The 21,268-nt window shown below is 71.5% G+C and carries 18 protein-coding genes; 13 read left to right on the top strand and 5 right to left on the bottom strand.

The window, feature by feature from the left end:
• Positions 1 to 34 precede the first annotated feature (34 nt).
• On the bottom strand, positions 35 to 919 hold the full coding sequence (locus MKK82_RS08290) for a hypothetical protein (protein WP_243985241.1): 885 nt from the start codon (positions 917 to 919) through the stop codon (positions 35 to 37).
• A gap of 363 nt (positions 920 to 1,282) precedes the next feature.
• Between MKK82_RS08290 and MKK82_RS08285 the strand changes: the two genes are divergently transcribed.
• The 8 genes from MKK82_RS08285 to MKK82_RS08250 all read left to right on the top strand — a co-directional run bounded on the left by MKK82_RS08285 (position 1,283) and on the right by MKK82_RS08250 (position 8,189).
• A complete protein-coding gene (locus MKK82_RS08285; RefSeq protein ID WP_238285314.1) occupies positions 1,283 to 2,704 on the top strand; it encodes an ATP-binding protein in 1,422 nt (473 codons plus the stop codon).
• Positions 2,701 to 3,375 (top strand): response regulator, encoded by a 675-nt coding sequence (locus MKK82_RS08280; RefSeq protein ID WP_238284967.1) that lies wholly within the window; start codon positions 2,701 to 2,703, stop codon positions 3,373 to 3,375. The genes MKK82_RS08285 and MKK82_RS08280 overlap by 4 nt, the downstream gene beginning before the upstream one ends.
• 3 nt (positions 3,376 to 3,378) lie before the next feature.
• Positions 3,379 to 4,089 (top strand): TenA family protein, encoded by a 711-nt coding sequence (locus MKK82_RS08275; protein ID WP_238284968.1) that lies wholly within the window; start codon positions 3,379 to 3,381, stop codon positions 4,087 to 4,089.
• Positions 4,090 to 4,196: 107 nt separating this feature from the next.
• On the top strand, positions 4,197 to 4,904 hold the full coding sequence (locus MKK82_RS08270) for a DJ-1/PfpI family protein (protein ID WP_238284970.1): 708 nt from the start codon (positions 4,197 to 4,199) through the stop codon (positions 4,902 to 4,904).
• 145 nt (positions 4,905 to 5,049) lie between these two features.
• Positions 5,050 to 5,511 carry a TerB family tellurite resistance protein gene (locus tag MKK82_RS08265; protein WP_238284971.1) on the top strand — a complete coding sequence of 154 codons (462 nt, stop codon included), beginning with the start codon at positions 5,050 to 5,052 and terminating at the stop codon, positions 5,509 to 5,511.
• 333 nt (positions 5,512 to 5,844) lie between these two features.
• Positions 5,845 to 6,249, top strand: coding sequence for a CidA/LrgA family protein (locus tag MKK82_RS08260; RefSeq protein WP_238284972.1), 405 nt, complete (start codon positions 5,845 to 5,847; stop codon positions 6,247 to 6,249).
• A 4-nt stretch (positions 6,250 to 6,253) separates the two neighbouring features.
• Positions 6,254 to 6,970 carry an LrgB family protein gene (locus tag MKK82_RS08255; protein WP_238284973.1) on the top strand — a complete coding sequence of 239 codons (717 nt, stop codon included), beginning with the start codon at positions 6,254 to 6,256 and terminating at the stop codon, positions 6,968 to 6,970.
• 811 nt (positions 6,971 to 7,781) lie between these two features.
• Complete coding sequence (locus MKK82_RS08250) at positions 7,782 to 8,189, top strand: MucR family transcriptional regulator (protein WP_238284974.1); 408 nt, start codon at positions 7,782 to 7,784, stop codon at positions 8,187 to 8,189.
• A gap of 29 nt (positions 8,190 to 8,218) precedes the next feature.
• On the opposite strand, the gene MKK82_RS08245 is transcribed toward MKK82_RS08250, so the two are convergent.
• Together MKK82_RS08245 and MKK82_RS08240 are read right to left on the bottom strand one after the other, a co-directional pair.
• Complete coding sequence (locus MKK82_RS08245) at positions 8,219 to 10,888, bottom strand: MGH1-like glycoside hydrolase domain-containing protein (protein ID WP_238284975.1); 2,670 nt, start codon at positions 10,886 to 10,888, stop codon at positions 8,219 to 8,221.
• Between the two features lie 96 nt (positions 10,889 to 10,984).
• Positions 10,985 to 11,659 carry an HAD-IA family hydrolase gene (locus MKK82_RS08240; RefSeq protein WP_238284976.1) on the bottom strand — a complete coding sequence of 225 codons (675 nt, stop codon included), beginning with the start codon at positions 11,657 to 11,659 and terminating at the stop codon, positions 10,985 to 10,987.
• Positions 11,660 to 11,858: 199 nt separating this feature from the next.
• On the opposite strand from MKK82_RS08240, the gene trpA reads away from it, so the two are divergent.
• The 4 genes from trpA to MKK82_RS08220 all read left to right on the top strand — a co-directional run bounded on the left by trpA (position 11,859) and on the right by MKK82_RS08220 (position 16,135).
• Complete coding sequence (gene trpA / locus MKK82_RS08235; RefSeq protein WP_238284977.1) at positions 11,859 to 12,698, top strand: tryptophan synthase subunit alpha; 840 nt, start codon at positions 11,859 to 11,861, stop codon at positions 12,696 to 12,698.
• A gap of 69 nt (positions 12,699 to 12,767) precedes the next feature.
• Entirely contained in the window at positions 12,768 to 13,664 is an 897-nt protein-coding gene (accD, locus tag MKK82_RS08230) for an acetyl-CoA carboxylase, carboxyltransferase subunit beta (protein WP_238284979.1), read from the top strand.
• A gap of 8 nt (positions 13,665 to 13,672) precedes the next feature.
• On the top strand, positions 13,673 to 14,998 hold the full coding sequence (locus MKK82_RS08225; RefSeq protein WP_238284980.1) for a bifunctional folylpolyglutamate synthase/dihydrofolate synthase: 1,326 nt from the start codon (positions 13,673 to 13,675) through the stop codon (positions 14,996 to 14,998).
• Positions 14,999 to 15,232: 234 nt separating this feature from the next.
• Positions 15,233 to 16,135, top strand: a complete 903-nt coding sequence (locus MKK82_RS08220; RefSeq protein WP_243985239.1) for an outer membrane protein — start codon at positions 15,233 to 15,235, stop codon at positions 16,133 to 16,135.
• 116 nt (positions 16,136 to 16,251) lie between these two features.
• On the opposite strand, the gene trxA is transcribed toward MKK82_RS08220, so the two are convergent.
• Together trxA and addA are read right to left on the bottom strand one after the other, a co-directional pair.
• Positions 16,252 to 16,575, bottom strand: coding sequence for a thioredoxin (gene trxA / locus MKK82_RS08215; protein WP_010682902.1), 324 nt, complete (start codon positions 16,573 to 16,575; stop codon positions 16,252 to 16,254).
• 292 nt (positions 16,576 to 16,867) lie between these two features.
• Positions 16,868 to 20,386, bottom strand: a complete 3,519-nt coding sequence (gene addA, locus MKK82_RS08210) for a double-strand break repair helicase AddA (RefSeq protein WP_373323248.1) — start codon at positions 20,384 to 20,386, stop codon at positions 16,868 to 16,870.
• A 183-nt stretch (positions 20,387 to 20,569) separates the two neighbouring features.
• On the opposite strand from addA, the gene minC reads away from it, so the two are divergent.
• Positions 20,570 to 21,223, top strand: a complete 654-nt coding sequence (gene minC, locus MKK82_RS08205) for a septum site-determining protein MinC (protein WP_243985261.1) — start codon at positions 20,570 to 20,572, stop codon at positions 21,221 to 21,223.
• Positions 21,224 to 21,268: the final 45 nt, after the last annotated feature.

Below are 21,268 nucleotides of genomic sequence, written 5' to 3'. Positions count from 1 at the left end.
GGCGAGTGAATTTCCTTCTGGGGCGGCGGGCCGCTCAGAAGACGCTCTTCACCGCCTCGCCGAGCGCGTCGACGCTCTCCTTCAGTTTGCGTCCGGCCGGGGCCAGGGACGGGATCTTGATCCCGAGCACCTCGGTCTCCTCAGGCGCCGCCTCGGCCTGGGCGACGGCCGTGGCGGTGACGCTCCTGGGCTTCTCGGCGGTCTTCACGGCGGCCGGCGCCTTCTGGACAGCCACCGTCTTGCGGGCCGGCTTCTCGGTCTTCTCGGAATGGCTGGGCGCGGCGATCGGCTTGGGCGCGGCGGCCGGCTCCGCCACCTCGCGGGCCCGCACGGTCTCGGACGCGCGCGGCGGCTGGAGCGCGGCCATCCGGGCCGGCGGCAGCGGAACCACCTGGCGGGCGGCAGCGACGGGAACGACCGGGGTCGGCACCGGGATGCGGCGGGCCGGCGGTACCGGGACGGCTGTGGCCTGGGCCGCGGGCGATATCTGGGCCGCGGGCGACACCTGGGCTGCGGGCGACATCTGGACGGCGGCCTTGACGGGGGCGGCGGCCTTGGCGGGCGCCGGGGCTGGCGTGAACGCTTCGGGCAGGCTCGCCATCCGCGGCGACGGGGCGGCGGGTTCAGCCGGCGCGTCCGTCCGCACCGGTGCGGCGCCCGGCTGACCTGCCACGGCCAGGGCGGGCAGGCCGTCCTTCAATTCAGGCCAGTCGGCGGCGCGGCCAGACGATACGAACTTAACGGGTGCCGGGGCGGCGAGCCCCGACATCACGGTCGAGGCCGCGATTCCGAAGCCGCCGAGCGCGCCGGCGCCGGCGAGGCTCAGCAGGACGATGCGCAGCCGCGGCGTCGCCCCGGTGCGCGCCTCCGGCGGCCGAGTCGCTCGGGTCTCGGAGGAATCCAGGGCGAGATCGATCATGGTCCGGGGTCTCTGACACGATGCACGACGCGCGCGACCGGGCTCCCCACGACCGGTCGCTTCCCTTCGTCACTGCGAAGGTTGTTCGACTGGACCGCGATAGAGGAGCCGCAATACGGCGCAAAGATGTCGATCCGACTTGCGGGCGCGGCCAGTCCTGGTCCAGCTATCCACAGGATATCCCGACACTGCTTAAGATTCGGTAGCGGGATCGACCGCTGCGGTCCGCGCGAGCGCCCGCGCCGCCGAAGAGGATGCCGGCCCGGCATGGGTGCGGGCGTCGCGTCGGGGACTTTCGCCGCTTCCGATTGCAACGCGGTCGGGAACGGCACTAAGCGTCTCGGGGTGGATACCCGGCCGACGCTGCTCCCGACGTTAAGGACGCTTGAGCCTTCCGGCCGTGCCGCGGCCCGCTGGCCGTGGGCGGGGTGGTCCACGCGCGCGCGCCTGGTCGCCGTCGTGCTGTTCATCGACGCGCTGGCGGCCCTCGTGTCCTGCGGCGTCATCGTGCTGAACGCGCGCTCGGCGGTGCGGGTCGAGACCCGGGCCTCCCTGGCCACCGTCGAGTCGCTGGTCGCCGACACGATCCGCCTCTCCGACACGGCGTCGCCCGACACGCTCCTCCAGACCCTCGACCTGCGCTTCAAGGTGCTGCGGCACGTCCGCGTCGCGGTGCTCGACGCCGATGGGGATCGGATCGGCAATCCGGCGCCCCCGCACCGGTCCGAACGCGAGGCGCCGCACTGGTTCGCTGACCTGATCATGCCGCCGATCGAGCGGCACACCCTGCCGATCGCGGTGAACGGCCAGCGCCTCGGCACCGCGCAGATCACCACCCAGCCGCTCGACGAGATCGACGAGATCTGGGGCTACGCCCGGGCGCTCTCGCTCACGACCCTGGCGATCAACGCCGCCATGCTGATCGCGCTCTACGTCGCGCTCGGCCGCATCCTGGCGCCGCTGCGGCGGCTGGGCGACGGCCTGACGCGGCTGGAGCACCACGACTACACGGCGCGGCTGGAACCCCCCGGAGCCCGGGAACTCGCGGTGATCGCCGACCGGTTCAACAAGGTGGCGGAGGCCCTGGGCGAGGTCCGCGCCGCCAACGGGCGGCTGAACCGGCAGCTTCTCACCGCGCAGGACGACGAGCGCCGCCGCACCGCCCTCGAACTCCACGATGAATTCGGTCCCTGCCTCTTCGCCCTGGAGGCCAACGCCGCCTCGATCGCCCGGATCGCTTCCGGACCGGGCGAGCCCAGCCGCGAGAAGCTCGGCGTCCGGGCGGCCGAGATCAGCGCCATCGTCGGTCAGGTCCAGACCGTGAACCGGGAACTCCTCAATCGCCTGCGCCCGCACGGGCTCGGTCAGGCACCGCTGGCCACCTGCCTCGACCTGCTCCTGCGCGGCTTCGCCCAGCGACATCCGGGCTTGGCCATCGACGGCCGGTTCGACGGTCTGGCGCGCGGATACGGCGACCTCGTCGATCTCACGGTCTTCCGCTGCGTCCAGGAGAGCGCCACCAACGCCGTGCGGCACGGGGCCGCGACCCGGGTGGAGGCCGAGGCCTCCGAGACGGACGGCAGGCTCACCGTGACGATCCGGGACAACGGCACCGGGATCCCCGCCGCGCACGGCACGGGGCTCGGACTGTCGGGGATGCGCGAGCGCGTCGAGGCCCTGGACGGCACCTTCGCCCTTGACAATGCCGGTCCGGGCGCAATCGTCCGCATCACGATCCCCGTTCCGCCTGAACGGGGCGACGAGAACAACGCGCCGCGCGCATGAACGCTATCGCCTCCCAGATCGACATCGCAGCGACGCGTCTGCCGGTCCTCGTGATCGACGATCATCCGATCGTCCTGCAGGGCTGTCGACGCGTGCTGGAGGATTCCGGCGTCGAGACCATCGCGGAGGCCACCACGGTGGTCGGCGGCTACCGGATCTTCCACCGGCTCCGGCCGCCGGTGGTGATCTGCGACCTGACCTTCCAGGGCAGCGGCATGGCCGGGCTGGGCCTGATCCGCAGGATCCGCGCGGTCGCGCCGGACACGCGGATCCTGGTCTTCAGCATGCACAACGATCCCGTGATCGTGGCCCGCGCCCTCGAGGCCGGGGCCCTCGGCTACGTCCTGAAGGATCACGCCTCCGCGGAGCTGTTCGAGGCCTTCGGGAAAGTGCGGATCGGCGAGGTCTACCTCGACCGGCGGCTCGCCACCGAGGTGGCGATGCTGCGCGCCGATGCCCGCCGGACGCCCGAATCGCAGCTGACCCCCCGCGAGCAGCAGATCCTGACCCGCCTCGCCCAGGGGCGCTCCTACGGCGCCATCGCGGCGGACCTGTCGGTGAGCTACAAGACCGTGACCAACGCCTGTTCGCAGATGCGCCAGAAGCTCGGGGTGCGCACCCTCGCCGAACTGATCCACGTCGCCGTCACCCACGCCCAGCGGCAGGGCTGAGGCATGGAAATCCCAGCCCAGGGCCACGCCACGACCGGTGACGGCGGGCCGGGCTCGTTCTCCCGGGACGCCTGGACGCGCAACGCGGCCGCCTACGAGGCGATCCGCGTGATGCCGTTCAACGCGGAACTCGCGGCCGGCACACTGCCGCAGGACCGGTTCCGGCACTACATCGTGCAGGACGCCCATTACCTGATCGGCTTCGGCCGCGCCCTCAGCCTCGCCGCCGCCAAGGCGCCCGAGCCCGACGGGATCGTGCAGTTCGCCCGCGCCGCGCAGGACGCGATCGTGGTCGAGCGCGCCCTCCATGGCGGCTTCTTCCGCGACTACGGGATCGGCCCGGAAACCTTCGCGGCGACGCCGCAAACGCCGGCCTGCGATCACTACGTCTGCTACCTGCTGGCCACGGCCTACGCGGAGCCGTTCGAGGTGCTGTGCGCGGCCCTGCTGCCGTGCTTCTGGATCTACAAGGCGGTGGGCGACGATATCTTCGCCCGGGCGGCGCCCGCCAACCCGTACCGGGCCTGGATCGACACCTACGCGGGCGCCGAGTTCGCCACCGCGGTGGCCGCCATGATCGCCGCCACCGACCGGGCGGCCGGGGCGGCGTCACCCGCGTCGCTGGCCCGCATGCACCGGGCCTTCGCGCAGGCGACCCGCCTCGAATGGATGTTCTGGGACAGCGCCTACCGCGACGCGTCCTGGCCCCTGTGACCGGGGCCGCCCCGAGCCGCCGCGCCCTCGTGACGGCCGCGCTGGCGGCGACCGCTCTCTGGCCGTCGCGCGCCGGGGCGGCCGATGGGCCGACGCGGATCGCGCCGATGCCCGTCGCGCCGTCTCCTGTCGCGCCTGTCCGCGACCGCCCGGTCCGGATCGCCATGGTCCTCTATCCCGGCATGACCGCCCTGGACCTCGTGGGTCCGCAGGCGCTGCTGGCGGGGTTGGCGCCGGGCCAGCTGCACCTCGTCGCCGAGTCGGCGGGTCCGGTCGCGAGCGACACGGGCCTCGCCCTCGTGGCGACCGGGAGCTTCGAGGCCTGCCCGTCAGATCTCGACGTCCTGTTCGTCCCCGGCGGGGACGGGACGCCGGCCCAGATGCGGAACGACGCGCTCCTGGCCTTCCTGCGCGACCGCGCCGCGCGGGCGACCTTGGTGACCAGCGTGTGCACCGGATCGCTGATCCTCGGCGCGGCCGGACTCCTGCGGGGCTACCGCGCGACCTCGCACTGGTGCGTGCGCGACGCGGTCCTGCCGCTCCTCGGCGCCGAGTCGGTGGCGGAGCGCGTGGTCTTCGACCGCAACCGGGTCACGGCGGCCGGGATCTCGGCGGGGCTCGATCTGGGCCTCGCCCTCGCCGCGCGGCTGCGCGATCCCGATTACGCCCGCACCGCGCAGCTCGTGGCCGAGTACGCCCCCGAGCCGCCCTTCCGGGCGGGCACGCCCGCGGAGGCCGGCCCCGCGATCGTCCGCGCCGCGGAGGCGATCCTGGCGCCGCTCGTAGCCGGTGCGACCGAGGCGGCGCGCCGCTGAGCCGTGCGGGAGTACCGCGGGAGCCGGGCGGGCGCGCCGCGGAAGCGATGCAGCCTTGCCACGCTCTGGCACGACCTGTGCTCGCAACCTTGACGGCGGGATACGCCCGGCCGAACTGTGCAGTTCAAGATCCGCCGGAGCCGCCATGTCCCTGATCGCACGCCTGCGCGCCTACGCGGCCGAGGCTCTCGGCGTCGGCCATATCGAGGTCGTGGACGACACGCATCTCGCCGCCACCGCGCTCCTCGTCCACGTGGCGCGGGTCGACGGCATCCTCGCCCCCTCCGAGAGCGAGCGCCTGTGGCGCCTCGTCCAGGGCCACTACGCCGACGGACCGGAGGCGGCGCGCGTGCTGATCGAGCGGGCCACCGCGGTGGACGCCGAGATCCGGGACGTGGTCAGCCTCGTCGAGATGCTTCCCCACGAGGCCGACCGGGACGAGCGCCAGGAATTGCTCACCATGGCGTGGTCGGTCGCCGCGGCCGACGGCCGCGTCGATGAGTTCGAGGAGGCGCTGGTCGAACGGCTCGGGCGGCTGCTCGGCTTCGACGACGCCGCCATCGCGGCCGCGCGGCAGGGCGGTCAGCAGGGCGGCGCAGCGGCCTAGGGTCGTGCCGGATCGCTCCGCAACCGGGCTCGTCGAGGCGCGGCGTCCGCGGACGCGGACGATGCGACGGACCTCGCTTCGGCGACGGCGCGCCGATCCCCGACCGCGCGCCGCGTGTCCGCGAAGATCGCCCGGGGCCGCCTGCGCGGCCTCCGCCGCGTGCCGGATCTCCAGGATGAGGGTCACGATGGTGGAGCCCCGCCCGCCTGCCGCGGCTCGCCCGGCCGCGTCGCGCGCGGGTGCGGGTCCCCTCAGGCTCCCGTTCCGTTGCGCGCGCTTCGGCAACCCCGGTCGCCACGGCGCCGGAGGGCGCGCCAGCCGACGAGCCGACCGATGATCGCGAGCCTCGCGCTGATCCTGCTCGCCCAGTTGCTGGGTGAGGCCCTGGCCCGCGGGGCGGGCGTACCGATCCCGGGTCCGGTCATCGGCATGGGGCTGATGTTCGGCTTCCTGCTGCTGCGCGACGACGCCCGGATCGGGCTGCCGCGCTTCCTGCCGCGACCGCTCACCGACGGCACCCTCGAATCGACGGCGCGCGGGCTGCTGATGAACCTGTCGCTGATGTTCGTCCCGGCGGGAGTCGGCGTCGTCGGCCGGCTGGACCTGCTGCGGGCGCAGGGCGTCAAGCTCGCCGTCGTGCTGGTGGTTTCCACGGCCCTGTCCCTTCTGGTGACCGTCCTGGTGTTCCGCGCGGTCGCCGCCCTGGTGGAGCGGCGCGGGACCGACGGGGAGCCCTGACGGGATGGGCGGCGACTTCTCCCTCTGGGTTTACCTCGCCAAGACGCCGCTGCTCTGGCTGACGGTGACGCTGACGGCCTACGTCCTGGCGGACCGCATCGCCGCAGCGACGGGCCGGCACCCGATCGCGAACCCGGTCCTGATCACCGTGGTGCTGGTGGGCAGCGTCCTGGCGGCGACCGGCACGCCCTACGCGGCCTATTTCGAGGGCGCGCAGTTCGTGCACTTCCTCCTGGGACCGGCCACCGTGGTGCTGGCCATGCCGCTCTACGAGCGCCGCGCGACCGTGATGCGCGCGCTGGTACCCATGCTGGCCGCGCTCGCGGCGGGGGCGGCGACGACGCTGGCGGTCGTGATCGGCTTGGCGCGGCTGCTCGACATCCCCCAGCCGATCCTGGTGTCGCTCGCGCCAAAATCGGTGACGTCGGGCGTCGCCATGGGTATCGCGGAGGCCCTCGGCGGCGATCCGACGCTGACCGCGATCCTCGTGATCCTCACCGGCATCATCGGCGCCATCCTGGTGACGCCGATGATGGATGCCCTGCGCATCCGCGACATGCGCGCCCGCGGTTTCGCGGCCGGCCTCGCGGCGCACGGCATCGGCACGGCCCGCGCCTTCCAGGTGAGCGAGGTGGCGGGGACCTTCGCGGGCATCGCCATGGGGCTGAACGCCTTCCTGACGGCGATCCTGGCGCCGCTGGCGCTGCACCTGCTGTTCTGACGGCGTGCGGCCGGACGACGGGCGGTTCGGCAGGTCGGTCGCGGGAAAGGTTCGTGCATCCGGCGCCCGCGCGACGCCCGGGCCCGGACCCAGATCCGGAATCAGGCGCTGACGCACCGGAGCGAGGCCCGGCGGACCACCCAACGCCTCGAGCAACCGGCGCCCGTTCCGCCCATTCGGATGCTGCGGAGGCCGTGCTCGCTGCCGACGTGCATGTGAACCGGCGACAAGCTTGGACGAAGATTCTTTCGGCGCGGTGAGTACCGTTATCCAATAGCCTTCAAAAACGTTGAAACGATCAATTTATCTGAGCATCTCCAACGCATTTATTTTCAATGGAGCGACATCAAGAAGCATCTGTTCGATCTTGATCGCTGACGATTTCCTGACTGGGTAAGATGCGACGACCCGGGCCAGCCATGTATAAATGAATATTGTATAATTAATATCATTAGAATGGTTTGTGACGAGTAAATGTATTTGTTTACGTGCGGATTTAAGGTTAATCTTGGAATGTGGCCGCTCCCCGCTCGTGAGGCGGACTGACGACAGATTTCACGGCAAAGCTACGGGCCACAGTGTCGTGAATTTCGCCCCGGTGAGTCTTCGCTGCCGCACCGCACTCGAAACGGCAAACCGACGCGGTCACCGATATTGACCGCATGTTTCTATTAAAAGTAGAACTGAGTGCGCATAAAGCGCGTGGCGGTTGTAATCGCAGTCTCGCGACGACGAATGGCGGACCGCGCCATCGCCATTCGAGGGCTGAGACGCGCCGCGTTCGAAGATCAAGAGCACCGAGGAGACGACCATGCCGAACGCCTCGCCGAGCGTCGAGCTCGCCGCGAAGATCCTGAGTGCCTACGTGACGCGCAACAGCGTTCCCGCTGGCGTCCTGCCGGATCTCCTGTCGGAGGTTCATCGCTCGATCGCAGGCCTCGACCGTTCGGCGGAACCGAAGATCAGCCGTCCGACAGAGGCTCAGATCCGGGCCTCGGTCAGGCCGGACGCCCTCATCAGCTTCGAGGACGGAAGACCGTACAAGACGCTGCGCCGTCACCTGACCATCCGCGGGCTCACGCCGGAGGCCTACAAGGCGAAGTGGGGCCTTCCGGTCGACTACCCTTTGGTCGCGGCGACCTACAGCGCCCGCCGGTCGAGCATCTCGCGCCAGATCGGGCTGAGCCAGCGGCTTCGGACGAGTCACGCCGCGGAGTAGGTCGCCTCCGGCATCATCCGCCGCCGCACTCAGCGTGGGTGACCGGGGACCGGGGCCTGCGCGGTCGCGACCTCCTGGATCAGCAGGGCCACGAGACCGGACCAGCCGGTCTGGTGGGACGCGCCGACGCCGCGGCCGGTTTCGCCGTCGTAATACTCGTAGAACAGGATGAGATCGCGGAAATGCGGATCCTCCTGCTCGATCCGGCTGGTACCGTAGACGGGCCTCTGCCCGTCACATCCGCGGGCGGAGAGGCCGATCAGCCGCAGGGCCAGGTCCTGTGCGATCTCGCGGAGGGATGAGGTCTGGCCGGAGCCGGTCGGGGCCTCGACCCGGAAGTCCGAGCCGTAATAATCGTGGAAGCGGTTCAGGCCGGCGATGAGCAGGTAGTTCACCGGCAACCAGACCGGACCGCGCCAGTTCGAGTTGCCGCCGAACAGACGGGAGCGCGACTCCGCGGGTTCGTAGGCGAGCCCGAGATCCCGGCCGTCCCACGCGAAGCAGAACGGCGTCTCGGCGTAGGCCCGCGAGACGGCGCGCAAGCCGTGCTCCGAGAGGAACTCGGCCGGATCGAGGGCACGCTGCAGCAGCGCCTTCAGCCGGTGGCCCCGCAGCAGCGACAGCAGGGCGGTCTGCTCCTGACCGGGCTCGTTCCAGCGCGAGACCAGCACCGCCAGATCGGGACGGTTCCTCAGGAAGAACGTCATGCGCGCACGCAGGGATGGCAGCCGCTCCAGGTCGCCGGCACTGATCGTCGCCACCGCGAAGATCGGGACGAGGCCGACCATGGTGCGCGCCTTGATCGGCAGGCGCCGGCCGTCGCGGGTCTCGATCACGTCGTAGAAGAAGCCTTCGTCCTCGTCCCAGACGCCCGCGCCGGTCGCGGCCGCGATCAGGAGGAAGTGCTCGAAGAACTTCTCCGCCATGTCCTCGTAGGTCGGGTCCTGCAGCGCCAGCTCGATCGCGATGCGCATCAGGTTGAGGGCGTAGGTCGCCATCCAGGCCGTGGCGTCGGACTGTGTGAGCGTGGCCCCGTCGCCCACCGGCTTCGACCGGTCGAAGATGCCGATGTTGTCGAGGCCCAGGAAGCCGCCCTGGAACAGGTTGCGGTCGTCGGAATCCTTGCGGTTGACCCACCACGTGAAGTTCAGGGTGAGCTTGTTGAAGACACGCTTGAGGAAGGCGTGGTCCGGCGTACCGGTCAGCGCGCGGTCGAGCTCGAACACCCGCCACGCGGCGAGGGCGTGGACCGGCGGATTGGCGTCCCCGAACCCCCATTCGTAGGCCGGCAGCGCCGCGTTCGGATGGGCGTAGGCCTCGTCCACGAGGAGCAGGAGCTGGTTCTTGGCGAAATCCGGATCGATCAGCGCGAAGACGATCGCCTGAAGCGCGAGGTCCCAGGAGGCGAACCAGGGGTATTCCCAGGCGTCCGGCATCGAGATGATGTCGTTGGCGCGCAGGTGCGCCCAGTCGCGGTTGCGCCCCTGGCGGCGCCCGGGGGCGGGGGCCGGCTGGGCCGGATCGCCCGCGAGCCATTCGCGCACGTCGTAGTGGTAGAGCTGCTTCGACCAGAGCATGCCGGCCAACGCCTGCCGCTGGACCAGCCGCATGTCGGGATCGGCGATGGGCGCCTGGAGCGCCGCGTAGAAGGCGTCCGCTTCCGCCTCGCGCTCCGCGAAGACGGCGTCGAAATCCGCGAAGGGCTCCCCCGGGGCGGATTCGGCGCGCAGGCGCAGGCGCAGGGTGCGGGTCTCTCCGGGTGCCAAGTGCAGGTTGAAGCGGGCGGCGCATTTGGTGCCCGACAGCCTGTTGGCGGCGTGCGGGTCGCCGCCCACGACGCAGCGGTCGATTCCGTCCTTGTAGAAGCCCTCGGCGGGGCCGCTGCCGAACAGCCGGTGCGTGTTCGTCTCGTTCTCGGTGAACAGGAGTTCGTGCGCGTCCTCGGCGTGGAAGAGCATCGGCGGCATCGCGGGATGGCGTGCCCAGACCGCGTCGTCGGACCCGGCCATCAGCTCCGGCCGGGGGGTGCCCTGCTTCCACGACCACGTGTTCCGCGCCCAGAGCTGGGGCAGCAGGGTCAGGTCGGCGGCCTCCGTCCCGCGGTTGGTGGCGGTGACGCGCATCAGGATGTCGTCCGGGGCCGCCTTCGCGTAGGCGATCCCGACATCGAAGTAGCGGCCGGCGTCGAACACGCCGGTGTCGAGCAACTCGTATTCCGGGTCGTCGAGCCCGCGCCGCGCATTCTCGACGACCAGCTGTTCGTACGGGAAGGCGGCCTGCGGGTACTTGTAGAGCATCCGCATGAAGGCGTGGGTCGGGACGCCGTCGAGGTAGTAGTAGAGTTCCTTGACGTCCTCGCCGTGGTTGCCTTCCTGGTTGGTCAGGCCGAACAGGCGCTCCTTCAGGATCGGATCGCGGCCGTTCCACAGGGCCAGCGACAGGCACCAGTTCAGGTGCCGGTCGCCGAACCCGCCGATCCCGTCCTCGCCCCAGCGATAGGCCCGGGCGCGGGCGTGATCGTGGGGCAGGTAGTCCCAGGCGTCGCCGCCCGGGCTGTAATCCTCCCGGACGGTGCCCCATTGCCGGTCGCTGAGATACGGACCCCAGCGGCGCCAGGCCGGGTCGGTGCGCGCCTGCGCGAGCCGGCGACCCTCGGCGGTCTCGAAGAGGGGGCGCGGGACGCCGTTGGGTTCGGTCATGGACTGGCGGCTCCTGGACCCGACTTCCGGTTCGCGGATACTGCCGCGACCGGTCGCGACCCTGTCAACCTCGACCGTGCGGTGGCAAACTCCGGCTCAGCTGGCCTCGCCGGCCAGGGCCACCCGGACACCCTCCGGGGTCGCGTCGACGCGAAGCCGCCGGAAGTCCGGGATCCGGGCATGAGCGGTGCGCATCGGCGCTTGATGCGTGGCGGTGACGACCACGACCGGGGAGCCCGCCGCGTCGGCGGCCTGGATGCCGGCCGGCGCGTCCTCGAACATCAGGCAGTCCAGCGCCGCGATGCCGAGGCGCGCGGCCGCCAGGAGAATGCAATCCGGCGCCGGCTTGCCGTGCGTCACGTCCTCGGCGGCGATCATCAGGCCGGGCGTCGGCATGCCGGCGGCCGCGAGCCGCCGCTCCGCCAGGGCGCGCGGCGCCGATGTCACGATCGCCCAGCGCTCCCGCGGCAGCGAGTCCAGGAAGGTGCGCGCCCCGGGGATCTCGACGATGTCGCCGACATCCTCCATCTCGGCCCGCGTGATCGCGGCGGCCTCGGCCTCGGGATCGATTCCGGGCAGGGCGAGGCGCCGGATCGTCTCCACCGAGCGCACCCCGTGGATGGTCGGCAGGAACGTCGCGACGTCGAGTCCGTGCGCCCGGGCCCAGCGCGACCATGTCCGCTCGGCCGAAGCCAGCGAGCTGATGATCGTGCCGTCCATGTCGAACAGGAGCGCTGCGAAGCGGCGCGCGGGCAGGGGCGTCTCGGGCATGGCGCAGCGCTACGCGGGCGCCGGGGCGCGGGCAACCGGCCGGCACGCATGGCCGCGCGTCGCTGGGGCGGGACGAGCGGGGCGACCGGAGCCGGACCCTTCGACGTGGCGCCCCGCTTCACGGGCCGGCGCCTTTGGTGTAGCGCGGGTGCAACCCTGGGCCGCCGACGGCCCTGCAACCGCGAAGTCTGCCAGATCCATGCCGAGCCGCATCGACGCCACCTTCGCCCGCGCCCGCGCGGAGAACCGGGCCGTCCTCGTCACCTACGTGATGTCCGGCGATCCCGATCCCGAGACGTCGCTGGAGGTCCTGAAGGCGCTGCCCGGCGCCGGGGCCGACATCCTCGAATTCGGCTTGCCCTTCACGGACCCGATGGCGGACGGCCCGGCGATCCAGGCGGCGGGCCTGCGGGCGCTGAAGGCCAAGCAGACCGTGCCGGGCACGCTCGACCTCGTGCGCCGCTTCCGCGCCGGGAACGACACCACGCCGGTCGTGCTGATGGGCTACTACAATCCGATCCATACCTACGGCGTCGACCGGTTCCTGGACGACGCGGTGGCGGCCGGCGTCGACGGCCTGATCGTGGTCGACCTCCCGCCGGAGGAGGATGCCGAGCTGTGCCTGCCGGCGCTCGGCAAGGGCCTCGCCTTCATCCGGCTCGCCACGCCGACCACGGACGAGAAGCGCCTGCCGGCGGTTCTCGCGAACACGGCGGGATTCGTCTACTACGTGTCGATCACCGGCGTGACCGGGACGGCGACCCCCGATTTCGGCAAGGTCTCGGACGCGGTGGCGCGGATCCGGCGGCACACGGAGCTGCCCGTCGTGGTCGGGTTCGGCGTGAAGACCGGCGCGCACGCGTCGGCCATCGCCAAGGGGGCGGACGGTGTCGTGGTCGGCTCGGCGCTGGTCGACGCGCTGGTGCGCTCCCTCGACGGCGACGGCCGGCCCCAGGCCGGGAGCGTCGCCGCGGTGGTGGACCTGGTGCGCGAGCTGGCCGCGGGCGTGCGCGCGGCGGGCGTCGAACGGGCCGCCTGAGCGGCCCCTGGCGGCGGAGCACGGCCAACCTGATATTGGCGCAGGCTTGAAGCGGACGGACGCGAGTCGATGGTCGAACCGATGAACTGGATCTCGGAGGTGGTGCGCCCCCGGATCAAGACCCTGTTCAAGCGCGAGACGCCGGAGAACCTGTGGGTGAAGTGCCCGGATACCGGGCAGATGGTGTTCCACAAGGAGGTGGAGGCCAACCACTGGGTCATCCCGGGCTCGGAGCATCACCTCAAGATGAGCGCCCAGGCGCGCCTGAAGATGATGTTCGACGAGGGCACGTGGATCGACGTGGCCCTGCCCGAGGTCGCGCCGGACCCGCTGAAGTTCCGCGACGAGAAGCGCTACGTGGACCGGCTCAAGGAGGCGCGGGCCAAGACCGGGCTGCAGGACGCGTTCAAGATCGGCTACGGGCGGGTCGGCGGTTTGCCGATGGTGCTGGCCGCGCAGGAATTCGGCTTCATGGCCGGGTCGCTCGGCATGGCGGCGGGCGAGGCCTTCGTGCGCGGCGCCGAGACCGCGCTGGAGAAGCGCACGCCCTACGTGCTGTTCGCGGCCTCCGGCGGCGCGCGGATGCAGGAGGGCATCCTGTCGCTCATGCAGATGCCGCGCACGACCGTGGCGGTGCGCCGCCTCAACGCCGCGCGGCTGCCCTACATCGTCGTGCTGACGAACCCCACCACGGGCGGCGTCACCGCCTCCTACGCGATGCTGGGCGATGTCCACCTCGCCGAGCCGGGGGCGCTGATCTGCTTCGCCGGCCCCCGGGTGATCGAGCAGACCATCCGCGAGAAGCTGCCGGACGGCTTCCAGCGGGCGGAATACCTGCGCGAGCACGGCATGGTCGACCAAGTGGTCCACCGCCACCAGCTCCGGGAGACGATCACCCGCCTCTGCAAGCTCCTCACCAACGCCGCCGAGGCGGGCACGTCGCTCTCCGCCCCCGAGGCGGCATAGTCCCGCGCATGGCCTCGTCCGATGCCCTGATGGCGCGCTTCCTGGCGCTGCATCCCCGCACCATCGATCTGTCGCTGGGGCGGATCGAGCGGCTGCTCGCGCGCCTCAACCATCCGGAGCATCGGCTGCCGCCGGTGATCCACGTCGCTGGGACGAACGGCAAGGGCTCGACCATCGCGTTCATGCGGGCGATCCTCGAAGCGGGCGGCCTCGCCGCACATGTCTACACCTCGCCGCACCTCGTGCGCTTCCACGAGCGGATCCGGATCGGCGGCATCGGCGGCGGCCATTTCGTGGACGAGGACCGGCTGGCCGACGCGTTCTCGCGCTGCGAGACCGCCAATGACGGCGAGCCGATCACCATGTTCGAGATCACCACGGCGGCCGCCCTGCTGCTGTTCTCCGAGAGCCCGGCCGACGTGCTGCTGCTCGAGGTCGGCCTCGGCGGCCGGCTCGACGCCACCAACGTGATCGCGCAGCCGGCCTGCTCCGTGGTCACGCCGATCGGGCGCGACCACGCCGAGTACCTCGGCGACACGGTCGAATCGGTGGCGACCGAGAAGGCCGGGATCTTCAAGCGCGGCTGTCCCGCGGTGATCGCCGCGCAGGACTACGCCGAGGCCGACGCCGTGCTGTGCCGCCGCGCCGAGGCGGTCGGGGCCGGCCCGATCCTGGTGGGCAACCAGGATTTCTCCGTCCACGAGGAGCGCGGTCGCCTCGTCTATCAGGACGAGACCGATCTGTTCGACCTGCCGCGTCCCAAGCTCGCCGGCCGGCACCAGCTGGTCAACGCCGGGACGGCGATCACGGCGCTGCGCGCCGCAGGATTCGGCGACATCGGCATCGAGGCGCTGGAGAAGGGACTCACCGACGTCGACTGGCCCGGCCGGCTGCAGCGCCTCGGCCGCGGGCGCCTCGCCGCGCAACTGGATCCCGGCGCCGAGCTGTGGCTCGACGGCGGCCACAACGTCGACGGAGGCCGGATCCTGGCCGCCGCGATGGCGGATCTGGGCGAGAAGAGCGACGTGCCGCTGGTGCTCGTCGTCGGTCTGCTCGGCACCAAGGACGCCGACGGCTTCCTGCGCAATTTCGTCGGTCTCGCGCGCGCCCTCGTCGCCGTCCCGATCACAGGAACGCTGGCGGCACGCCCCGCCGAGGAGGTCGCCCGGATCGGCGAGAGCGTCGGCCTCTCGACCTATGCGGCGCCGAGCGTCGAGGCGGCTCTCGCACTCGTGAAAGACATTTCCTTCGAGCGTCCGCCCCGGATCCTGATCTGCGGATCGCTCTACTTGGCCGGCTTAGTCTTGGCGGCCAACGACACCCCGCCTGTCTGAGTCGTCGCCAGTCTGGGCGGGGCCGAGTCGGCTGCAGTCGGCTCACGGATCCTCACTGGACATCTCGCCAGCTCTGGACTCCCGCTTCGGAAGGTCGTCGATTCGCCGCAATTGATCCCGCCGACAGCCCGCCACGGCCACGCTTTCCAGCGGCTGTGGCAGCTAAGCTACATCCACGGCGGTCACGATCGCATAATTTCACTGGCGATCGGGCTAATGCTGGGGATCACAGTAATGAAGAAGCTTCTCACCTCTCTCGCCGCCTTCACGGCGCTCACCGCCGCCGCTTCGGCCGCCGACCTGCCGCGCCGCGCTGCGCCGCCGCCGATCTTCACGCCCGCTCCGGTGTTCCCCTGGACCGCCGCCTACTTCGGTATCAATGCCGGCTACGCCTTCGACGCCAGCAGCAACGGCAACAACAGCTTCACGCAGATCCCGGGCGCCAACCCGGTGGCGATCACGGCCGCCGGCGGCCTGTTCGTCCCGCCGATCCTGACCCCGGGCTCCTCGCTGACCTACGGCCGTAACCAGAACGAAGGCTTCTCCGGCGGTGGCCAGATCGGCTACAACTACCAGTTCACCCCGGGCACGGGTGTCGTCGTCGGCTTCGAGGCTGACGCTCAGTACCTCGACTTCGGCGGCCGTCGCCAGGGCTTCGCCATCGCGGGTGCCCCGGGCGCCGGCTTCGGCAACTTCGTGCCGGCCAACGGCCTGCTCAGCACGCTCGACTTCTTCGGCACCGTTCGCGGCCGCCTCGGTTACGCCTTCGACCGCGTGCTGTTCTACGGCACCGGTGGTTTCGCCTACGCCACGGGCGACCAGGGCGCGCGCGTCGCGTTCCAGAACTTCTCCGGCAGCCGCAGCAGCTTCGTCACCGGCTGGACGGTCGGCGGCGGTATCGAGTACGCCCTGCCCACCGACTCGTTCCTGAACTTCTTCCGCTCCTCGGCCGTCACGCTGAAGGTCGAAGGCCTGTACGTGAACCTCGATCAGGGCCGCAACACGGGTCTGCCGCTGGTCGGTGGCTACATCACCCCGGCCGGTCTGGTGCCGGTGTTCAACAACGTGCCGGTTCGCAACAACGCCGAGTTCGCCGTCGTCCGCGCCGGCCTGAACTACAAGTTCGGCTCGTACTGAGACCGGACGACCGGTCCCGGGCACAAGCCCGGGGCCTGCTATAAAAATTGGGTCCTGAAACCGAGAAAGCCCGGCCTTGCGGCCGGGCTTTCTTTTTGCGTGCCCGATGCGCGGGATCAGGCGGTCTGCGCACCGATCCAACGAGACAGATCACCCTTCGGGGCCGCGCCGACCTTCTGGTCGACCCGCTCGCCGTTCTTGAACAGCAGCAGCGTCGGGATCGAGCGGATGCCGTACTGGGCGGCGATCTGCGGATTCTCGTCCACGTTGACCTTGGCGATCTTCACCTTGCCCTGGAGATCGGTCGCGATCTCCTCGAGCGCCGGGCCGATCTGGCGACAGGGGCCGCACCACTCCGCCCAGAAATCCACCACGACCGGCTCGGCGGACTTGAGTACGTCCTGCTCGAAGCTCGCGTCGGTTACTTTCACCGTCGCCATCACGTTACCTTTCGGTCTGCGCCGCACGTCGTGCGGCGTCGAGCGGGCAGGGGCCCGCGCGGTCCATCCAGAATTGGAGACGGGCCCGCGTGCGGTCAAGAAGTCGAGCCCCTCGGGCGAGCGCTCTGATGGGGATGCACCCCACGCATGTGTGCTGGCGCATGCCGGACCCGTAGCGGAGGGTCGACCGGACGCCCAGTCGGTCAGGCCCGTCCGGTCGCGTCGCTCCACTCCTGCGCCCGGCCGGACCGCGCCGAACGACGCGATCACCGAAGGCCGCATCGACTCCGCGTCAGGCGGAGATCCCGGCCCGGTCGAGGGCCGCCGCGATGTCGTCCGCGCTCAGCTCGCGGATTACCGGTCCCGAGGTCCAGATGAGCATCGGACGGATTGTCAGGCCCGGATAGATCTGACCGAGAAGCCGTGCGTAGACGGCGATCTGTCCGGCCTCCGCGGGGGGCAGCGGCGCCTCCGCCTCGGGCGGGCGCCCGGTCTTGAAATCGGCGATCCGTACGGTGTCGGCCGTCACCGACAGGCGGTCGACGCGGCCCTGGACCGGCCGCTCGGCGCCCCCCGCCCGCACCCGACCCGACAGGCTCACTTCGGCACGCGCGTCGGGCGCGAAGAGGGGGGCGAGATCCGGGTCGTCGATGATGCGCAGGACCGATCGCACCAATCCGTAGAAGGCCGGCCGGGGCAGCCCCGGCGCCCGTGCCTGCACGAAGGCCAGCCCGGCCGCCTCGCGGCGGGCCGGTTCGACGCGGGGCAGATGCTGGAGCAGCGCGTGGATCAGGATGCCGCGGCGTCGGGCCTGGGCCTCCGCCAGGCGCGGCGGCGGAACGCGGGCGCCGTCCGCCGCGCGGAGGGCGTCTGAGGGACTGAGCGTCTGGAACTCCGGCTCCGGCGGAACCGGGCTGCGCAGCCAGTCCGGCGCAGGCCGTGGCGCCGCCGCTGGACGCGGCACCTCGGGTGCGCGGGATGCGTCGCTGCCGTCGTGCCAGACCGTCGCCGGTCCGTAGGGCAGCTCGACCATCCGGCCCGTGCCCAGCGCGGCCTCGAGGCCGGCCTGCACCATCCGGCACCAGGCTGTCTCGGTCTCGCGCTCGTGGCCGCGGAAGGGCGCGACGATCAGCCGGTCGGCCGCCCGGGTCATGGCCACGTAGAGGAGGCGGTTGTGCTCCTGCCGCGCCCGGGCGAGCAGGGCGGCACGGGCGGTCTCCGTCGCCGCGCAATCCTGCGTCCGGCCGCTGGACCAGACCGGCGGCACCACGGCTCCGTTCGCCGCCAGGGGCAGCAGGGGCGGATCGTTGCGGCCGAGGGGTTCGCACCCGTCGAGGACTACCACCACCGGCGCCTCCAGGCCCTTGGCGCCGTGCACCGTCATGACCCGGACCTCGTCGCGGCCCGATTCGAGGTCGCGTTTGACCGTGTGTCCGGCCTCGGCATCGATGTAGCGGGCGAGGAAGCCGCCCAGCGAGGGCGCGTCCTCGGCGGATTCGGCCTGTGCGGCGGCGGCGAGGAACACGTCGATGGCGTCGCCCGCCTCACCCCCGAGTCGGGCGACCAGCTTGGCCCGGCCATTCTGCGGCCCCAGCAGCCGGGCGTAGAAGCCGAAAGGCCCGTGGAGGCCCGCGAGCGCGATCCACTCCGCGAGCGTCTCCAGGCCGCGCCGCGCCGCCGCATCGCCCGACGCGGCGTGGCGATGAAGGGCGTCCTCCAGCGTCTCCGACAGATCGCGACGGGCCGCGATCCGCACGAGGTCCTCGTCGGTGAGGCCGACCAGGGGCGTCTTGAGAGCCGTCGCGAGGGTCAGGTCGTCGGCGGGCAGGAGCCCGGCCCGCCCGGCAGCCACGAGATCGGCCACCGCGATATGGGCGGAGACCTCCAGCCGGTCCTGCCCGGCCACCGGGACGCCGAGGCTTTTGAGCGCGCGGATCACCTCCTCGAAGGCCGGGCCGCGCTTGCGGACCAGGATCAGCACGTCGCCGGGTCGCCACGCCCGGCCCGTGGCATCGCCCTGGCTCGTCCAGGTTCGTACCGCCTGCGCCACCCGCCGCGCGGTGATGATCGCGGGGGCGCTGGTCTCCAGGGCGTCCACCGGGGCCGTCCAGGCATCCGGCTCGGCCGTGGGTTCCGGCTCGGCGATGGGCCAGAGCTCGACCGCGCCGGGGGCGTCGGGCCGCGCACTGGCATGGACGGTCCGGCGCACCGTGTCCTCGAACGACAGGCCCTCGTTGTGCGCGTCAAGGGCGAACACCGCGTCGACGGCGCGCAGAACCAGGCTGGTCGAGCGGAACGACAGGGTGAGCGGCACGTCCGCGAAGTCCAACCCGGCCGCGCGCGATTCGGCGATCCAGGAGGCCCGCGTCAGGGCGAATTCCCGCGGCTCCGCACCCTGGAAGCCGTAGATCGACTGCTTGGGATCGCCCACCGCGAAACGCGTGCGGCTGCCGGTGCGCGCGCCTTCGCCGGCGGCAAATTCCTGCGTGATGGCGCGCAGGATCGCCCATTGCTCGGGGTTGGTGTCCTGCGCCTCGTCGACCAGCACGTGGTCGATGCCGCGGTCGAGCTTGTACAGGACCCAGCCGGCGCCGACCCGGCCGAGCAGGTCCAGGGCCTTGTGGATCAGGTCGTCGAAGTCGAGGGCGCCGAGCCGGGCCTTCTGGGCTTCGACGCGGCGGTGGATCTCGGCGGCCAACAGGAACAAGGCGTGAGTCCGCGCATGGGCGCGGGCGGCGCGCAGGCGGTCCGACAGCGGGTCCAGACGGTCGCGCTCCGCGATCAGGACCTCCTTCACGCCGGCCGGAACGCTCTTGGTCCCGAGGCTGCCGTCGGCCTTCGGCTCGTCCTTCTGGGTGAAGAAGACGGCCCGGTACAGCGCCAGCGCCTCGGACCGGTCCGGGAGGTCCTCGGAGCGCGCCCGCTCGGCCTCGGCGGCCGCCAGGGCGTCGGCGAGCTTCTCGTCGTTGGCCTTGCCGGTGCGCAGCGCCTGGATCAGGGCGGCCCGATCGTCCGGCCGGCAGCCGGCGCCGCCCTCCAGGATCGCCGCCTCGATCCGCTCGGCGCTCTCCTCCGCGGCGAGACCCAGCGCGTCGTGCAGGCGGGCGAACGCGGCTTCGAGGCCGGCCGAATCACCCACGAGGCCCCGGGCGCGCATCGCCGAGCGGATCGCCGCCCGGAGCGTGTCGCCTGTCGCCTCCGGGGCCACCCGGGCCAGAGCGGCGCTCAGCGGCGTGTCGCCGTTCGACACGGCGTCCGCCAGCACGTTGGCCATCTCGATGTCGAAGAGTTCCCGCGCCTTGGCCTCGTCGAGCACCACGAAGCGGGCCGGCACGTTCGCCTCGAAGGGGAACATGTGCAGCAGGCGCTCGCACAGGGCGTGGAGGGTCTCGATCTTGAGGCCTCCGGGTGTCTCCACGGCCCGGGCGAAGAGCCGCCGCGCCATGCGCAGGCGCTCCGCCCCCGCCCGCTCGCCGGTCAGCTCTTCGAGTTCGGCGGCCAGCGCCGCGTCGTCCAGCGTGACCCATCGCCCGAGGAGGCGGAACACCCGGATCGCCATGTTGGCGGCGGCCGCCTTGGTGAAGGTCAGGCACAGGATCCGCCCGGGCGGGGCGCCGTCGAGCAGCAGCCTGACCACGCGGTCGGTGAGAACCTTGGTCTTGCCCGCGCCCGCGTTGGCCGAGACCCAGGCCGAGGCGCGCGGATCGGCGGCCCGGCGCTGGTTCGCCCGGGTGAGGTCGTCGACAACGAAGGGTCGGATGGCGGGCGTGGTCGCGCTGCTCAACGGTCCTGTCCGGCTCGGCGGGCGCATCTCTCTACAACAGAAACGCGCCCGCGGGGTCGCCAAGGCGTCACACCGGGCGTTGCGGGATTGCCCCGGACGCGGCGCCGCCGCATGGATGCGGACGACCCTTCCGCGACACCGAACACGCCCGTGACCCAGCCGACATCCGAGCCGGTGCGCCCGCCGATCCGCTTCCGCGGCCGCTCCTTCATGGCCACCGTCCTGGCCCCCGTGCCCCCCGTGAGCGACTGGCTCGGCGATCTCGACGCCCTGAACCGGCGCGCGCCGAACTTCTTCGCCGGCCGGCCGGTGATCCTCGACCTCGCGGGCCTGCGGCTCGGCCGCGAGGACCTCGACGGGCTGCTCGCGGAACTCACCGCGCGTAACATCGCGGTCCTGGGCATCGAGGGGGCGCCGCCCGCCCTCCTGGGGGATGGTCTGCCGCCGGCCCTGTCGGGCGGTCGCCCGGCCGGGGAGATCGACACGCCCGGAGAAGCCGCGCCGACCGAGCCGCAGCCCAAGGAGACGGTCCGGTCTTTGATCCTCGACGCGCCGGTGCGCTCGGGTCAGACCGTGCTGAACCTCGAGGGCGACGTCACGGTGCTGGGCGCCGTCGCCTCCGGGGCCGAGGTCATCGCGGGGGGGTCGATCCACATCTACGGAGCCCTCCGCGGTCGCGCCATCGCGGGCGCCGCGGGCAATCCGGCGGCGCGAATCTGGTGCCGCAAGTTCGAGCCGGAACTCGTGGCGATCGACGGTCTCTACCGCGCGGCCGACGATCTCGATCCCGCCTTCCGGGGTCAGGCCGTCGAGGTCCGGCTCCTGGACGACGCGATCAAGCTCAACCTGTTGGAGCGGGGTTGAACCCCTCGATACCAGGATCCCGGCAGAATTTGCCGACCGGATCAG

Source organism: Methylobacterium sp. E-046, assembly GCF_022829625.1.
GTDB classification, from domain to species: domain Bacteria; phylum Pseudomonadota; class Alphaproteobacteria; order Rhizobiales; family Beijerinckiaceae; genus Methylobacterium; species Methylobacterium longum.
Note: the sequence above shows the minus strand (reverse complement) of the source record. Positions and strands in the feature narration are given on the sequence as shown.

Coding starts and splice junctions, on each gene's coding strand:
- MKK82_RS08220 (WP_243985239.1), top strand. CDS start 15,233: ATGAAGAAGCTTCTCACCTCTCTCGCCGCCTTCACGGCGCTCACCGCC.
- MKK82_RS08265 (WP_238284971.1), top strand. CDS start 5,050: ATGTCCCTGATCGCACGCCTGCGCGCCTACGCGGCCGAGGCTCTCGGC.
- accD (WP_238284979.1), top strand. CDS start 12,768: ATGGTCGAACCGATGAACTGGATCTCGGAGGTGGTGCGCCCCCGGATC.
- MKK82_RS08245 (WP_238284975.1), bottom strand. CDS start 10,888: ATGACCGAACCCAACGGCGTCCCGCGCCCCCTCTTCGAGACCGCCGAG.
- trpA (WP_238284977.1), top strand. CDS start 11,859: ATGCCGAGCCGCATCGACGCCACCTTCGCCCGCGCCCGCGCGGAGAAC.
- MKK82_RS08255 (WP_238284973.1), top strand. CDS start 6,254: ATGGGCGGCGACTTCTCCCTCTGGGTTTACCTCGCCAAGACGCCGCTG.
- minC (WP_243985261.1), top strand. CDS start 20,570: ATGGCCACCGTCCTGGCCCCCGTGCCCCCCGTGAGCGACTGGCTCGGC.
- MKK82_RS08290 (WP_243985241.1), bottom strand. CDS start 919: ATGATCGATCTCGCCCTGGATTCCTCCGAGACCCGAGCGACTCGGCCG.
- MKK82_RS08240 (WP_238284976.1), bottom strand. CDS start 11,659: ATGCCCGAGACGCCCCTGCCCGCGCGCCGCTTCGCAGCGCTCCTGTTC.
- MKK82_RS08280 (WP_238284967.1), top strand. CDS start 2,701: ATGAACGCTATCGCCTCCCAGATCGACATCGCAGCGACGCGTCTGCCG.
- MKK82_RS08225 (WP_238284980.1), top strand. CDS start 13,673: ATGGCCTCGTCCGATGCCCTGATGGCGCGCTTCCTGGCGCTGCATCCC.
- MKK82_RS08260 (WP_238284972.1), top strand. CDS start 5,845: ATGATCGCGAGCCTCGCGCTGATCCTGCTCGCCCAGTTGCTGGGTGAG.
- MKK82_RS08250 (WP_238284974.1), top strand. CDS start 7,782: ATGCCGAACGCCTCGCCGAGCGTCGAGCTCGCCGCGAAGATCCTGAGT.
- MKK82_RS08275 (WP_238284968.1), top strand. CDS start 3,379: ATGGAAATCCCAGCCCAGGGCCACGCCACGACCGGTGACGGCGGGCCG.
- trxA (WP_010682902.1), bottom strand. CDS start 16,575: ATGGCGACGGTGAAAGTAACCGACGCGAGCTTCGAGCAGGACGTACTC.
- MKK82_RS08270 (WP_238284970.1), top strand. CDS start 4,197: ATGCCCGTCGCGCCGTCTCCTGTCGCGCCTGTCCGCGACCGCCCGGTC.
- addA (WP_373323248.1), bottom strand. CDS start 20,386: ATGCGCCCGCCGAGCCGGACAGGACCGTTGAGCAGCGCGACCACGCCC.